This window comes from Caballeronia sp. LZ001 (assembly GCF_031450875.1).
Lineage (GTDB): Bacteria > Pseudomonadota > Gammaproteobacteria > Burkholderiales > Burkholderiaceae > Caballeronia.
Genome location: NZ_JARTVX010000003.1, coordinates 81,261 through 95,623 on the forward strand (window position 1 = coordinate 81,261; position 14,363 = coordinate 95,623).

Here is a 14,363-nt window from a genome sequence, read left to right on the forward strand (position 1 = left end):
TTGTTCGGAGGATTGATTCGGCATCCGCGACCGCAAAATTCATCTCATGCACTCAACGGGGAAGTCGACATGTTTCAGACGATGGAAGGCAACGCGGCACCGCATCGCGTAATCGGTTCGAAAGCGGATTCGGAAGCGGAACTCTTGAGCACGCTGCAGGCGGCGTCGGAAAACATCATGCGCCTCGCGGGCAAGCTGCTCGCCGGACGCGACGCCTCGGCGCAAGACGCGGTCTCCATCACCGAACAGAAAGAACTGGCGCAACTGACCATCGGCCGATTGCTCGCGCTACCGGCATCGAAAATTTAAGCACCAAAGAGAAGCGCGGCGGCTCCATGTGGAAGCCGTCCGCGATCAGGGAATTAGACGCGCAAGCCCAAAGAATCTGGAAGAGAACATGAACTACCTGACGATCATCGCAACTGTGTGGGCGATTTGCGCGATCTGCGCGGTGCTGTTCATCCGCGGCTCGGCGGCGCAGCAAATGAAGCCGGCGCGCGTGCGTCGTGACCAACGCACGCTTGCCGAGCGCATCAAGGATTTCAGCCACACGGCCTGAAGTAGCGCGGTCCCGAAGTACCGCGTCCGAATACGGCAGGCCGTTGTCGCCCGACAAACGGCCGCTGCCGATGAATTATTTGATTGCCGCCACCGCCGCGCGCAAGCCGAGCAGATAGCTGTCCACGCCGAAGCCGGAAATCTGCCCCTTCGCGACTTCCGCGAATACCGACTTGTGACGGAACTCCTCGCGTGCATGCACATGCGACATGTGCACTTCGACGATAGGCACGGTGAGAATGGCGAGTGCATCGCGAATACCGTAGCTGTAATGCGTCCACGCGCCCGCGTTGATGATGATCGCATCCACCTTGTCTTCGAACGCCTTGTGGATGCGCGCGCACATCTCCCCTTCGATATTGGTCTGGTAACTTTCCACCTCGACGCCCAGTTCCTTGCCGAGCGCTTGCAACTGTTCGTCGATCTGCGCGAGCGTGGCCGTGCCGTACTGCTTGGGGTCGCGCTTGCCGAACATGTTGAGATTGACGCCATGCAGCGTGAGGATCTTTGCCATAACGAATTCCTTTCGGTGGATGAATGAAGCGTGGAAAGCTCGAACCTCGCTTTCGACGATGCGCAGATTCTGCAACCCGCGGCGCGCACTGACAATAGCCATGCGTCGCGCGTTGCGCGCTAAAGCTCGTCACCGGGCAGCCGATAACGCGTATACCGGCGCTAACGGCGATTCATCCGCTCTCCCGCGCAACTACAACGTTTAGCCGGTCTCAGTATGTCAGCCACTTCGTCCTTGCGCGATTCCATTCTGGCCACGCCTTCGACCACGGACGGACCGATCACGGCGGCCATTCGCGCGTCGCTGCTATCCACCCTCGTCGAGGACATTCGGCCGCTTCTGCTCTCCGGTCTTTCCAGCGCTTTCGTCGCGACGATCGCGCTCTTGCGTCTGCATGCGCTCTGGACCGTGCTCTGGCTCGGCGCCGATGTGCTGTTGCTCGCGGCGCGCGTCGGTATCGTGTGCCGGTATCGCGCGTTGAGCCGCCCGGACGCGCCGCATCCCGAGCCCTGGGCCGCGCGCTATGCGCCCTTCGCGCTCCTTGCGTGTCTCGCGCTGGGACTCGGCGCCATGGCCTGCGTCATCTCCGGCGATACCGTGCTGGCCGCGCTCGCGATCATGGTGACGGCGGGATTGCTCGGCGGCATCGCATCGCGCAATGCGGGCACGCCGTATCTCGTCAGCGCGCAGATTTGCCTCGGCGCGGCGCCGATCGGTTTTGGGGCGCTGCTCGCGGGCGGAAGTTTCTGGATGCTCGTGCCGCCGCTTTTCCTGTATATCGGCGCGATGGGCTCGGTCGTGCGCCGCCACTATCGCACGCTCGTCGCGCTGATGATCGCGGAGCAGCGTCACGCCGAACTCGCCGCGCGCTTCGACGCCGCCCTCGCCCACATGCCGCACGGCCTTTGCACCGTCGATGCGGAAGGCAAGGTGATCATCGCCAATCGACGGGCGGCGGAACTGTTCGGCTCGACCGTCGAGATGCTGCGGCTGAACATATCGTTGCCGGATTTCATCGGCCATGCGGGACTCGCGAAGTTCGGCGAGACCTTGCGTGCGCAACTGGTCGAACGTTGCGCGCTGTGGCTGAAAGACGGGCAAGGCGCGCTCGAACTGAATCTCGCCGATGGGCGGCAACTCGAACTTTGCCGTAACGCGGTGCCGGACGGCAGCGCGGTGATCATCATCGAGGACGTGACGGAGCGGCGCCGCTCGGAAGCGCGGCTTCTGCATTGGGCGCATCACGATTCGCTCACGGGACTGCCCAACCGCCGGTATCTCGGCGATCACGCCGAACGGCTGATGGCGAACGGCGCGGGCCGCGAGAAGGTGATGGTGATGTATGTCGATCTCGACGGCTTCAAGCGCGTCAACGACACGCACGGCCACAACGCGGGCGACGAGCTGCTGACCCAGGCCGCCGACCGCCTGCGTAACGCGATGCGGCGCGGCGAGCTGGTCGCGCGGCTCGGCGGCGACGAGTTCGCCATCGTGGCGACTTACATTGCGCGAACGTCGGGGGCGGCATTCGCGCGGCGCATCATCGGCGATCTGTCGGCGCCTTACGAACTCGACGATGGCGGTATTGCGCGCGTGGGCGTGAGCGTCGGTATCGCGCTGGCGCGACGCGGCGAGTTGTTCGAGAGCGCCCTGAAACGCGCGGATGCGGCGCTCTACGAAGCGAAGCGCGAGCAACGCGGCACCTACCGGTTCGCGGCAGGCGACGAGGATCTGTTTCAGGTCGATGCGCACGCGGAAGCGCATCGCGAAGGTTGATCGAACGCGCATCGGCATGCGCCTTTCAAAACGCCGCGCCCTGCAAGCCGCTTCGCGAACACGTATCCTTGCGGCTTCACACAGGGATCATCCATGTCGACACCAGCATCGTCCGGGCTCGATGGCGCGCGGCGCATCGAACTCACGCGCGGCCTGATCGCGCTTTTTGCGTTTTGTTGCGGCGCCATCGTCGCGAATCTGTATTACGCGCAGCCGATCACCGAACTCATCGCGCCCGATCTGCACATGAAAGGCGGCACCGCGAGTCTGATCGTCTCGTTGACGCAGATAGGCTATGCGCTCGGCCTCTTCTTCATCGTGCCGCTCGGCGATCTGCTCGAGAACCGAAGGCTCATGATCGTGACCGCGCTCGTTTCCATCGCGAGCTTGACGGCCGCCGCGTTCTCGCACGATCCCGTCTGGTTCCTCTGCATCTCGCTTCTCGTGGGGTTTTCATCCGTCGCGGTGCAGATACTGATTCCGCTCGCCGCGCATCTCGCGCCCGACGAGTCGCGCGGCAAGGTCGTCGGCACGATCATGAGCGGCTTGCTGCTCGGTATCCTGCTTTCGCGGCCGATTTCCAGTGTGGTCGCAGGCCACTTCGGCTGGCGCGCCATGTTCGGCGCGGCCGCCGTGCTGATGGTCGTCGTGACCAGCGTGCTCGCCTTCACCATTCCGCGCCGTCAGCCGAGCCATCAGGCGACTTACTTCGAACTGATCGCCTCGCTCGGCCATCTCGTGCGCACGATGCCCGTGCTGCGTCATCGCTCGCTGTATCAAGGGCTGATGTTCGCTTCGTTCAGTCTCTTTTGGACCGCCATACCCGTCGAGCTCACGCGTGGCTTCGGGTTGACGCAGACGCAGATAGGCTTGTTCGCATTGATCGGCGCGATGGGCGCCACTTCCGCGCCGATCGCCGGCCGCCTCGCCGATGCCGGTCACACCGTGCGCGCCACCTTCATCGCGCTGGCGCTTGCGGCGCTCGCGTATCTTCCGGCGTTGATTCATCCGGCGTGGGGCGTGGGCGCGCTCGTCGTCACGGGCGTGGTGCTCGACTTCGCGGTGCAAATGAACATGGTGCTCGGCCAGCGCGAAATCTACGCGCTGCATGCGACGAGCCGGAACCGGCTGAACGCCGTGTATATGACGAGTATCTTCGTGGGCGGCGCGTGCGGCTCGGCACTGGCGGGCCCGCTCTACGAGCACGGCGGCTGGACGCTGGTGGGATGGGTCGCCACGGCGTTCCCGCTCGTGGCGTTGGTGCATTACCTCGCGCTCGGCCGACACACCGCCGCGCGCGGTCACTGATCTGGGCTCGCCACTCAGGGCTTCGGAATGCGGATACGGCTGATCATCAACGAGCCGGAGACGGCATAAACGAGCGTCAAGGGATGCAGCGTGAAGCCCGCGAATTCCCACGCGCCGAACCAGAGATTCGCGCCGACCGCGTTGTACCAGCCCGCGATGCCGAGCATCAACACGATGGCAAACGACGTCGGAATGGGCGTGCCTTCGAAGTGCGTGACCTTGCCGCTGCCGGCCGACATTTCCTCGGTGGTCACGTTGTAACGCGCAAGCCGCGAGACGCCGCACGCGACGAAATACGCGAGCATCACGCGGTCATAGAGGCCGCGCATGCCGCACGCATAACCGATGACCGCCGGCGCCACGCCGAACGAGATCACATCGGCGAGCGAGTCGAGCTCTTTCCCCAAGAGCGACGCCTTCTGGCGCCAGCGCGCGATACGGCCATCGAGTACGTCGAAGACGAGCGCGGCGAACACCAACGCGCACGCAAGATAGATATGGAGGACGTCGTTGTCGTCGAGATAGGACATTGACGAGAACAGCGCGCCCGTGCCGCAGACCGCGTTGCCCAGCGTGAACCAGTCGGCCAGATGAAACTCGCGGATCATCGAGAAACGTTTCTTGCCGGTGTTGTTGGTATTCATGGCGAACTCGTGAGGGCGCGACGTCCCTGATGGTTTTAAAAACTGCTCAAGTCTATCATTCAAAAAGGCCACGGCTTGCGCAGAAAGCGTCGGAAATCGAAAGATCTTCGCCGATTATTTCCACTTTGTCCGATTCACGAAATTTTTTACAGAAACGATTGAACTTCGCCCGAGGCTGGCTATGCTCGATAGCAAGACGCGCGGCCGCTTCAACCTGAACGTGAACGTACACGTTGCTTTATAATCCGGCTCGTTTACGTATCCGCGAGTGCATTCACATGACGACGAAGCCCGCGCTTCTGACTATTCGCGACGCCGCCGAGCGTCTTCAGGTCACGCCGCGCACGCTGAAGTATTACGAGGAGCGCGGTCTCGTCACGCCGGACCGCAGCGAGGGACGTTACCGGCTGTACAGCGAACAGGATCTGGAGAAGTTCGCGCGCGTTCTGCGGCTGCGTTCGCTTGGCTTTTCCTTGCAAGGCATTACCGAGATCCTCAAGCGCCCGCTGGAAACGCTCGGCGCGGGACGCACGGGCTTTTCGCCGGATTCGCTGCGCGAGATCGAACAGGCGTTGTCGCAACAAATCGATTCGCTCGATGCGCGGATTGCCAGCGTGCGTCGTGAACTCAAGGAAGCGCAAGCCGTGCGCGGCGAGCTCAACGCGGACCTTGATTACTTGCGGCGGAGAATCGCCGGAGAAAGCAAGGAAGACTTGTTTCAGGAGCGCATGGCCGCGCAGAAAAAGACGAAGCGCGGCAACCAGCCAGGCAGTCAAGAGGTCGATGGCGAATGACCGCAGCACGCTTACCACGCTTACCCGCACCAAAGCTTGGCGCCACCACGCTTCGCGACGTCATGTTTCCGTGGGCCATCGCGCTTGCCACTGGACTCGATTACTTCGACAACTCGATCTTCTCGTTCTTCACGAGCTATATCGCGGGCGGCATCAACTCATCGACCGACGAACTCGTGTGGGCGTCGAGTGCCTACGCGGTTGCGTCCGTGCTTGGCATCCTGCAACAGCAATGGTGGATCGAGCGGCTTGGCAACCGGCGGTATATCGGCGGAAGTCTCTTTCTGTTTGCCGCCGGCGCGATAGCCGCGACACTGTGCGAATCGTCGTTCGAACTGGCGCTCGCGCGCGGCTTTCAAGGCTACTTCATCGGCCCCATGATGAGCGCGTGCCGCATCCTCATTCAGATGCGCTTCACGCCGCAGCAACGTCCGCGAGCGACGCGCGCGTTTCTCAACATGATCTTGCTCGGCAGCGCCCTTGCGCCGCTCATCGGCGGATATCTGGTCGCGTCGTTTGGCTGGCGTGCGCTATTCACGAGCACGGCGATAGCGGGAGCCGCGTGCGGCCTCTTCGTGCTGCTCGCCGTGCCGTCGAGCGGACGCGTGCAACCCGAAGCGCGCGGCGAGGCGCATTTCTGGCCGTACATCATGTTCGCATTTGCGCAAGGCGCGTTGCAGATCGTCATGCAGCAAGTGCGCTTTCAACTCTTCAGCAGCTCGCCGCTGCTCATCATGCTCACGGCGGCGGGACTTTTTGCGCTCGGCTGGTTCGTGTGGCATCAGTGGCATCATCCGCGGCCGCTCATCCGCTTGCATGCGTTGCGCGAGAAGCCGTTTCGCGTGGGCATCATGTTGTATATCGCGTTCTATTACGTGAACACCACGCTCAGTTTTCTCGTATCGCGTTTTCTAGAAGGCGGGCTGCACTATCCGGTGGAGAACGCCGGCAGGCTCACAGGCTGCACGTCGCTCGTCGCGCTTGCCGCGGCTTATTTGTACTTTCGCTACTCGGCGCGCGTCGCGCACAAGAAGTGGCTGATCGGCAGCAACGCGAGCGCGCGTCCCACGAAACGATCGCTTACGCCCGCGAGCCAGCCTTTGCGATCGTCCGGCAATGCGTCGATGCAGCGCCGCACCGCTTCCACGAAAAGCAATTCCGACAATCGCGCCAGCACGATCGCGCTGCCGACGCGACATTCGGCGGCCTCGACAGCCGCGAGTTTGAGCGATGTTTCGAGCCACGCCGATTGCGGGTCGTTGCGCATGTCGACTTTGAACAGGCGCGGCAGTGCCGCGAGCACGGGATTGGTCAGGGTATCGTCGCAAGCGAGAAAGCCGCAGATCAGGCGCGTGTGCGCGCCGCCTCCGCCATAACTCAGCTTCATCACTTCGCCCGGCGACGTTTCCAGATACTTCGAAAGCATGGCGCTTGCCGACGCGGGCGTGAGTTCGAGCGAACTGCCCATCAGATGCGCTTCGCCTTGAGGCACGACAAGCAATTCACCCGCGCTCACGTGAATGGCGGAAGCGGGGTCGCCTGTAAGCGAGGCCCAGCAACTGCCTTCCGTGATGAGGTGATACGAGACGATGCGCTCGGTGCGCGGCAGAAACGTCGCGCACAAGTCGGGCGTTGCATGGCCGAAGACGCACCAGGGTGCTGTGAATTCGCCATTTAGATAAACCGCCCCGCCGAGACGCACGAGGCGAAGCACGTCGGAAAGCGCATCCATGTAGGCGCCCATCAGTTTCGGCGTCCTGCGCAAAATATCTGGACGCGTGGTCATTCCATAAGCCGGCTCGCGTGCTGATACTAGCACTCATGCGAACTTGCAACAACGAACGCGAAACGGTTCGTCGGACGAGACGCGCATCCACGAAATCAGGAGGACGGCATGAGTCAGGCAGAGGAATATCGCGGTCAATGTTTTTGCGGTGCAGTGCAATTCACGGTACATGGAAAACCAGAAGGCATGGGCTACTGCCATTGCGCGTCGTGCCGAAGCTGGTCGGCAAGCCCGCTCAACGCCTTCACGCTCTGGCAGCCCGAGGCATTGGAAGTGACGCGCGGCGCGGATGATATCGGCACTTACAACAAGACCGAGAACAGCTATCGCAAATGGTGCAGGAACTGCGGCGGTCATCTCTTCACGGAACATCCGGGGCTCGGGCTCGTCGATGTCTTCGCCGCCAACCTGACGTACTTTCCCTACGAAGCCGGTGTGCACGTCAATTACGCCGAAACGGTGTTGCGCATGAAAGACGGCTTGCCCAAACTGAAGGACTTCCCAGCCGAATTGGGCGGCTCGGGCGTGAGCGTGGCCGAATGATCGCTAGATTGCCCGTTGCCGCGCGGGCAGTCTCGATTGCGATATCGCGGCGCCATCGGAACAGCAGCACATCATGCATGTCGCATCGCTGCCCTTGCCTTTTTAGGAGTTCGTCATGACCGCAGCCGATCCCGCTTTCTCGCCCGCCGCCGACCTCGCCGCCGTCAAGGTTCGTCAACAAGCCGCCTGGTCGACGGGCAACTACGCCGTCGTCGGCACCACGCTGCAGATCGTCGGCGAGAATCTTTGCGAAGCGCTCGACTTGCGCGCGGGCAGCCGCGTGCTCGACGTCGCCGCCGGCAACGGCAACGCGACCCTCGCCGCCGCGCGCCGCTGGTGCGATGTCACGTCGACCGATTACGTCGCCGCGTTGCTCGATGCAGGCCGCGCCCGCGCCACGGCTGAAGGGCTCGCCGTGCAGTTTCAGGAAGCGGACGCGGAAGCGCTACCCTACGCCGACGCATCGTTCGATATCGTGATGTCCACGTTCGGCGTAATGTTCACGCCCGATCAAGCCAAGGCGGCCCGCGAACTTGCGCGCGTGTGCAAACCAGGCGGCAAGATCGGGCTCGCGAACTGGACGCCGGAGAGTTTCATCGGACAAGTGTTCAAGACGATCGGCAAATACATTGCGCCGCCAGCCGGCGTGATGTCGCCTGCACTCTGGGGCACGAAGGCGCGGCTCGACGCGCTGTTCGACGGCAGCGCGCAGGAAATCGTCGCGACGAGTCGTGATTTCACGTTTAGGTATCGCTCGGCCGCGCATTTCATGGACGTGTTCCGCACGTATTACGGGCCGATGAACAAGGCTATCGGCGCACTCGAAGGCGAGCGTCAGGCGGCGTTTCTAGGTGAGATGATGGCGCTGATCGAGAGCCGCAATCGTTCGGGCGACGCGACGCTCGTGCTGCCAAGCGAGTATCTCGAAGTCGTGGTGACGCGGCTGTGAAAGGCTCGAAACGCCGCCGGCTTTTCGACTGCGGCTCGCGCCTGTGGTCGTCCGTCTGCCTGTTCGGCCTTCGATACGGCCCCGTGCTTCTGGCGCTGCCGCTCTGCTCGTCGGTATGTTTCTTCGGATGGCGGTTCGCGTTATCGACTTTAGGGCTGGGCGTTTAGACCTGTTTCGCCGCGCTCGCGTGCGCGGCGAAACCGGTGCGGTCATCGTGTGTTATTCCGTCAGGTGCTACCCTGCGAGGCGCGAATACCGCAAAGGGCCCGATATCCATGAGACAGGCGATCACCATCAGAACCGTTGCGAGCACGCTCTTGCTGCTGCTCGCTTCGCTTCACGCGTTCGCTCAATCCTCGCGTCCGTCCGATGCGCAGATGCTCGGCATTCTGCTCGTTGCGAATCAGGCCGAGATTGCGACCGGTCAGCTTGCGTTGCGCCGGACGCAATCGCGCAGCGTGCAGAGCTTCGCGAGCCGGATGGTCTCGGAACACGGACAGGTTTATCAGGAAGGCTTGGCGCTGTTGCAAAGACTCGGCGCAGAGGCGCAGCCAAGCGGCGTAAGCGACGACCTGACACGACAAACGCGCGATGACCTGCAAACCCTCGACAACGCCGATGCCCGTGATTTCGACCTTACTTATCTGAACCGCGAAGTCTTCTTCCTGCAACAGCTCGTGAAGTCCGTGGATGGCTTCATCCGTTCGACTACAAGCGCCGATCTCAAGACGTTGCTCGTGCGCTCGCGTCCGTCCTTCATTCTGCAACTGGATCAGGCGCACAGGCTGCAACTGGCGCTCGATCGTCCGGGCTTTTCGCATTGACAAAAAAACGCGGCGGCCCGGAAAGGCCACCGCGTTCGTCGAACAACGCTTTGCAGCGATTACTTCAGGTCGAAGCGGTCTGCATTCATCACCTTCGTCCACGCCGCCACGAAGTCGCGCACGAACTTCTCCTTGCCGTCTTCGCTTGCATAGACTTCGGCGAGCGCGCGCAGTTGCGCATGCGAACCGAAGATCAGGTCGACGCGCGTTCCCGTCCACTTCACCGCGCCGGTCTTGCGATCGGCGCCTTCGAACGCGTCACGCGCTTCCGTGATCGGCGTCCACTCCGTTTCCATATCGAGCAAGTTGCGGAAAAAGTCGTTGGTCAGCGTCTCCGGCTTGTCCGTGAACACGCCGTGCGTCTCGGTCCCGGCGCGCACGTTCAAGACGCGCAAGCCACCGACGAGCGCGGTCATTTCAGGCGCGGTCAGGTTCAGCAACTGCGCCTTGTCGATCAGCAACGCTTCCGCCGGCACGCCGTACTTCTGCTTGAGATAGTTGCGAAAGCCATCGGCGGCGGGTTCGAGCATGCCGACCGATTCCGGGTCCGTCTGATCCTGCGACGCATCCATGCGGCCCGGCTTGAACGGCACGCTCACCTTGTGCCCCGCCTTGTCCGCGGCCTGCTCGATACCCACGCCGCCCGCAAGCACGATCAGATCGGCAATCGACACTTTCTTGCCGCCCGACTGCGCGCCGTTGAACTCGCCCTGAATGCCTTCGAGCGCCTTCAGCACCTTCGCCAATTGCGCCGGCTGATTGACTGCCCAGTCTTTTTGCGGCGCGAGACGAATACGCGCACCGTTCGCGCCGCCGCGCTTGTCCGAGCCACGGAACGTCGAAGCCGATGCCCATGCGGTCGTCACCAGTTCCCCGACCGATAACCCTGCCGACGCGATTTTCTGCTTCAACGCGGCCACATCCTGCTCGTCGATCACGGGATGATCGAGCGCGGGAATCGGGTCCTGCCAGACGAACTCTTCCTGCGGCACTTCCGGCCCGAGATAGCGCGCACGCGGTCCCATGTCGCGGTGCGTGAGCTTGAACCACGCCTGCGCGAAGGCATCGGCGAACTCTTGCGGGTTGTCCTTGAAGCGGCGCGAGATCTTCTCGTAAGCCGGATCGAAGCGCAGCGACAAGTCCGTGGTCAGCATGGTCGGCCGCAGCTTCTTCGACGCATCGTGCGCGTGCGGAATCGTCTCCGCCGAATCTTTGGCGATCCACTGATTCGCGCCCGCCGGGCTCTTGGTAAGTTCCCATTCGTGGCCGAAAAGGTTCTCGAAGAAGCCGTTGCCCCATTGCGTCGGCGTCGAGGTCCAGGTGACTTCGAGACCGCTCGTGATGGTGTCCGCGCCACGGCCCGTGCCGAACGTGCTGTTCCAGCCGAGGCCCATGGTTTCAAGTTCCGCGCCTTCCGGCTCCGCGCCCACGTTATCCGACGGACCCGCGCCGTGCGTCTTGCCGAAGGTGTGGCCACCCGCGATCAGCGCGACGGTTTCTTCGTCGTTCATGGCCATGCGGCCGAAGGTATCGCGAATATCGTGCGCTGCCGCAAGTGGATCGGGGTTGCCATCCGGGCCTTCCGGGTTGACGTAGATCAGGCCCATCTGCACCGCGCCAAGCGGATTTTCCAGGTCGCGCCCGCCATCCGTGCGGCTCTGTTCGATGCCGTGCATTTGCGCATCGGCGGTGATCACGCCTTCATCGTCGTCCTTGCCGGCCGCCCCCTTGCCGTAGCGGACATCGCCGCCGAGCCAGGTTTTTTCGTTGCCCCAGTAGACGTCCTGGTCCGGCTCCCACGTATCTTCGCGACCGCCCGCGAAACCGAGCGTCTTGAAGCCCATGGTTTCGAGCGCGACGTTGCCGGTGAGAATCAGCAGGTCAGCCCACGAGATTTTCTGACCGTATTTCTGCTTGATCGGCCAAAGAAGGCGTCGTGCCTTGTCGAGACTGACATTGTCCGGCCAGCTATTGAGCGGCGCGAAACGTTGCTGACCGCGCCCGCCGCCTCCGCGTCCATCGCCGGTGCGATACGTGCCCGCGCTATGCCATGCCATGCGGATGAAAAGCGGACCGTAGTGGCCGAAGTCGGCGGGCCACCACTCCTGCGAGTCGGTCATGAGCGCGGCGAGATCTTGCTTGACTGCCGCGAGATCGAGACTCTTGAAAGCTTCCGCGTAATTGAAGTTGCTGTCGAGCGGATTGGACTTGTTCGAATGCTGACTGAGCAGGTCCACGCGCAACTGTTTTGGCCACCAGTCACGGTTCGTCGTGCCGCCGCCAGCGGTGTGATTGAACGGACACTTCGATTCGTTTGACATGCGTTACCTCCTTGGGGGACTTGCCTCTGCTTGCTTGTTTTACATGGCGCCGACGCGTGGTCCCGTGTGGACGAAGAAAGCGCCGGCTGTGTCGATGGGTCCGACCTTGGATTCAGGTTGCCGCCGATCATTCGTTGGCGTCACGCGTCTGACATGGTGCGTCGCACAAGCATCGTGTCGATGACAGCCGGCGGCATCCAACAATATATGTGAGAGCCGTCGGCAGATGAAATGCATTTGTGGCAATGCCGCCGATAGAACGCCCCTATAAGAATAGCGAGGCTCGCGAGAATTTGCAGGTGGAGTGTGAGCGACGGTCCGACGCCCTGGCGTTACGTCAAGTCGTCCATTCGGGAAATAGGCAGCGAGTCGGCGATGTTGGACCATTTGACAACACACTTAGGCGTTGTCAAAATGTCCAACACCAAAGCGGTTTTGATTGAGGATCGCCGTAGCGCCATCACTGCGAGCGGGTTTGCCGAAACGGTCATCTGGCGGCTTCCGCATCCTGTACCGGGATGCCGGCACCTTTACAAGTATCGTCTTGCTTACGTGATTTCCGGCCAGTGCGTGCTGCGTTACGACAACGAGCGAGATAAGGGCGACCATCGCCATTTCGTAGGTAACGAAACGCCCTACATGTTCTCCACGATCGAAAGACTGCTTGCCGACTTTCAAGCGGATGTGAATATATGGAATAGATGGAGGTCAAGATGAAGAAAACTGCGACGATCGGAATCTCCTCGCTCGATGAAGTCACCGAGCAGATTCTCGCGGCAGTGAAAAACGGCAAACCCCTCCACGGCCGCAACTTCTCCTACGCCACGCCCGAGCTCCTCTTTCGCACCTTCACCACGCCGCGCTGGCGCATCATTCGCGTGATGACGGGCGCGGGGCCGATGTCCATCCGCGAGCTCGCCCGCCGGCTCGAGCGAGATGTGAAGGGCGTGCATCGCGATGTGCAAGCGCTTTTGCAAGCCGGCCTCATGGAAAACGATGCGAACGGCGCGATTGTCTTTCCCTACGACACCGTGCACGTGAATTTCAAACTGAAGGCGGCCGACTTATCGCCGTTGGCGAGCCAGCACGAGTCGGCAGCCGCGCCTGTTGTCGAAGATCGCGCGGCCTTGCCTCAACGTACGCCGAGTACGCCCCGTACGCCACGCACATCACCCGCACCACGCGTATCACGCAAGCGCGCCGCAAGCGCACGACCGGCGGGTAATCGCTAGCCACCTAACTCCAGTCGTCCATGTCGTGCTTGATGCTGTGCCGATTTGCAATGAGCGTCTCAACGCTGGGCTCGTTATTCATCGCACGCTGAATGGCGAGCTTGGTCGCTTCGTAATTCGTGCGATACATGTCTTTCTTGTCGAGGTTCGCGTCGGTGGCGCAGCGCGGGTCGATCCATACGAGGCTGATGATGCACAGATCGTTGGCCTGATCCTTCGGCAAGATGCCTTCGATCAAGCAATCGACCACTGCGTCCGCCGTCGCGGATTGCACCACGCCGCCGAACAGGTCGATATTTGCCATGTCCTTGAGCGTGACCTTCGGGACGATGATCGTCGCGGGACGCACCAACTGGTTGCACGCGCGGATGGCGAACATGGCGGTATGCCCTTTCGACTGCGCCATCATGTTGGCGAAGGCGTGACCGACCGGCCCATCCACGCGGCCGATCAGGATTTCGGGCATTGCATCGGTGGCTTGTCCGGGGGCGGCAAAAACGGTGGCCTCGCCGGCGCGAAACGTCAGGTCCAGACTCATGGTGTCTCCTTGCAGGGCTCGAAGTGGTCGAAGGAGAACAGCCGATGCAAGGACGATGCCAGAATGGGTTCGGAGCCCGAGGCGCTTTATCGATCGACGATCACGCGCTGGCTGTACCAAAACAGTAACCGCTCAGCGTGACACTTTGTCCATCTCGCGACAAGCGCGACCTGCTCAGAACGTCGACAACGTCAACGTGTTCTGCACGGACTTCACGCCCGGCACGCCTTCCGCGATATGCGTCGCCAGGTCGACCTGCGCCGTCTCCGGCACCCATCCTTCCAGCACTACGGCGCCGTTATTCGCTCGCACGGTGATGCCGCTCGCGCGCAAGCCTTTCGCCTTCTCGAGCGCATTGAGCACTCGCCGCACGAGCGCGCGGTCCGCAGCTTTCGACGATGACGCCGCCGCGCCCGTTACCGCCGAAGCCACTGTCACGCTTGCGGGCGACGCAAATTTCGCGGCGCCGCCCTGCGCGAACGCACACACCGATGCCATGCCGACACATGCAAGCGCCGCTGCCCTCGCGCGCACTCCAATTCGAATCAGAACCATAACCACCTCTCATGTGAAAAC

The 14,363-nt window shown here is 62.1% G+C and carries 15 protein-coding genes and 2 pseudogenes; 11 read left to right on the forward strand and 6 right to left on the reverse strand.

What is annotated here, in order from left to right:
* Positions 1 to 69 precede the first annotated feature (69 nt).
* Positions 70 to 309, forward strand: coding sequence for a hypothetical protein (locus tag P9292_RS04815; protein WP_250469167.1), 240 nt, complete (start codon positions 70 to 72; stop codon positions 307 to 309).
* A gap of 88 nt (positions 310 to 397) precedes the next feature.
* Complete coding sequence (locus tag P9292_RS04820) at positions 398 to 559, forward strand: hypothetical protein (RefSeq protein ID WP_250469165.1); 162 nt, start codon at positions 398 to 400, stop codon at positions 557 to 559.
* Between the two features lie 75 nt (positions 560 to 634).
* On the opposite strand, the gene aroQ is transcribed toward P9292_RS04820, so the two are convergent.
* Positions 635 to 1,072: a type II 3-dehydroquinate dehydratase gene (aroQ, locus tag P9292_RS04825; protein WP_244830984.1), complete on the reverse strand. Its 438-nt coding sequence runs from the start codon at positions 1,070 to 1,072 to the stop codon at positions 635 to 637.
* Between the two features lie 216 nt (positions 1,073 to 1,288).
* Here aroQ and P9292_RS04830 point away from each other — a divergent pair, with 216 nt between their 5' ends.
* Both P9292_RS04830 and P9292_RS04835 read left to right on the forward strand, forming a co-directional pair.
* On the forward strand, positions 1,289 to 2,848 hold the full coding sequence (locus tag P9292_RS04830; protein ID WP_244830985.1) for a sensor domain-containing diguanylate cyclase: 1,560 nt from the start codon (positions 1,289 to 1,291) through the stop codon (positions 2,846 to 2,848).
* Between the two features lie 93 nt (positions 2,849 to 2,941).
* Positions 2,942 to 4,156, forward strand: a complete 1,215-nt coding sequence (locus tag P9292_RS04835) for an MFS transporter (protein ID WP_250494445.1) — start codon at positions 2,942 to 2,944, stop codon at positions 4,154 to 4,156.
* 14 nt (positions 4,157 to 4,170) lie between these two features.
* On the opposite strand, the gene pssA is transcribed toward P9292_RS04835, so the two are convergent.
* Positions 4,171 to 4,800: a CDP-diacylglycerol--serine O-phosphatidyltransferase gene (gene pssA, locus P9292_RS04840; protein WP_244830987.1), complete on the reverse strand. Its 630-nt coding sequence runs from the start codon at positions 4,798 to 4,800 to the stop codon at positions 4,171 to 4,173.
* A gap of 278 nt (positions 4,801 to 5,078) precedes the next feature.
* Here pssA and P9292_RS04845 point away from each other — a divergent pair, with 278 nt between their 5' ends.
* Entirely contained in the window at positions 5,079 to 5,594 is a 516-nt protein-coding gene (locus P9292_RS04845) for a MerR family transcriptional regulator (RefSeq protein ID WP_250469153.1), read from the forward strand.
* Positions 5,591 to 6,637, forward strand: a pseudogene (locus P9292_RS04850) (MFS transporter); the annotation flags it as partial. The gene P9292_RS04845 and the pseudogene P9292_RS04850, both read left to right, overlap by 4 nt.
* A 2-nt stretch (positions 6,638 to 6,639) precedes the next feature.
* Here P9292_RS04850 and P9292_RS04855 read toward each other — a convergent pair.
* Positions 6,640 to 7,326, reverse strand: a pseudogene (locus P9292_RS04855) (cupin domain-containing protein); the annotation flags it as partial.
* 162 nt (positions 7,327 to 7,488) lie between these two features.
* Between P9292_RS04855 and P9292_RS04860 the strand changes: the two are divergent.
* The 3 genes from P9292_RS04860 (at position 7,489) to P9292_RS04870 (ending at position 9,696) form a co-directional block, all read left to right on the forward strand.
* Positions 7,489 to 7,923: a GFA family protein gene (locus tag P9292_RS04860; protein ID WP_309846759.1), complete on the forward strand. Its 435-nt coding sequence runs from the start codon at positions 7,489 to 7,491 to the stop codon at positions 7,921 to 7,923.
* A gap of 115 nt (positions 7,924 to 8,038) precedes the next feature.
* On the forward strand, positions 8,039 to 8,872 hold the full coding sequence (locus P9292_RS04865) for a class I SAM-dependent methyltransferase (RefSeq protein ID WP_250510928.1): 834 nt from the start codon (positions 8,039 to 8,041) through the stop codon (positions 8,870 to 8,872).
* 275 nt (positions 8,873 to 9,147) lie between these two features.
* Positions 9,148 to 9,696: a DUF4142 domain-containing protein gene (locus P9292_RS04870; protein WP_309958228.1), complete on the forward strand. Its 549-nt coding sequence runs from the start codon at positions 9,148 to 9,150 to the stop codon at positions 9,694 to 9,696.
* 59 nt (positions 9,697 to 9,755) lie between these two features.
* Here P9292_RS04870 and katG read toward each other — a convergent pair whose 3' ends face one another.
* Complete coding sequence (katG, locus tag P9292_RS04875; protein ID WP_309958229.1) at positions 9,756 to 12,017, reverse strand: catalase/peroxidase HPI; 2,262 nt, start codon at positions 12,015 to 12,017, stop codon at positions 9,756 to 9,758.
* Positions 12,018 to 12,431: 414 nt separating this feature from the next.
* Between katG and P9292_RS04880 the strand changes: the two genes are divergently transcribed.
* A complete protein-coding gene (locus P9292_RS04880) occupies positions 12,432 to 12,734 on the forward strand; it encodes a DUF6516 family protein (protein ID WP_250494436.1) in 303 nt (100 codons plus the stop codon).
* Positions 12,731 to 13,249, forward strand: a complete 519-nt coding sequence (locus P9292_RS04885) for a transcriptional regulator (RefSeq protein ID WP_309958230.1) — start codon at positions 12,731 to 12,733, stop codon at positions 13,247 to 13,249. The genes P9292_RS04880 and P9292_RS04885 overlap by 4 nt, the downstream gene beginning before the upstream one ends.
* Before the next feature lie 4 nt (positions 13,250 to 13,253).
* On the opposite strand, the gene fae is transcribed toward P9292_RS04885, so the two are convergent.
* Positions 13,254 to 13,787 (reverse strand): formaldehyde-activating enzyme, encoded by a 534-nt coding sequence (gene fae / locus P9292_RS04890; protein ID WP_244829773.1) that lies wholly within the window; start codon positions 13,785 to 13,787, stop codon positions 13,254 to 13,256.
* Positions 13,788 to 13,961: 174 nt separating this feature from the next.
* Positions 13,962 to 14,342: a BON domain-containing protein gene (locus P9292_RS04895; RefSeq protein WP_309958231.1), complete on the reverse strand. Its 381-nt coding sequence runs from the start codon at positions 14,340 to 14,342 to the stop codon at positions 13,962 to 13,964.
* Positions 14,343 to 14,363: the final 21 nt, after the last annotated feature.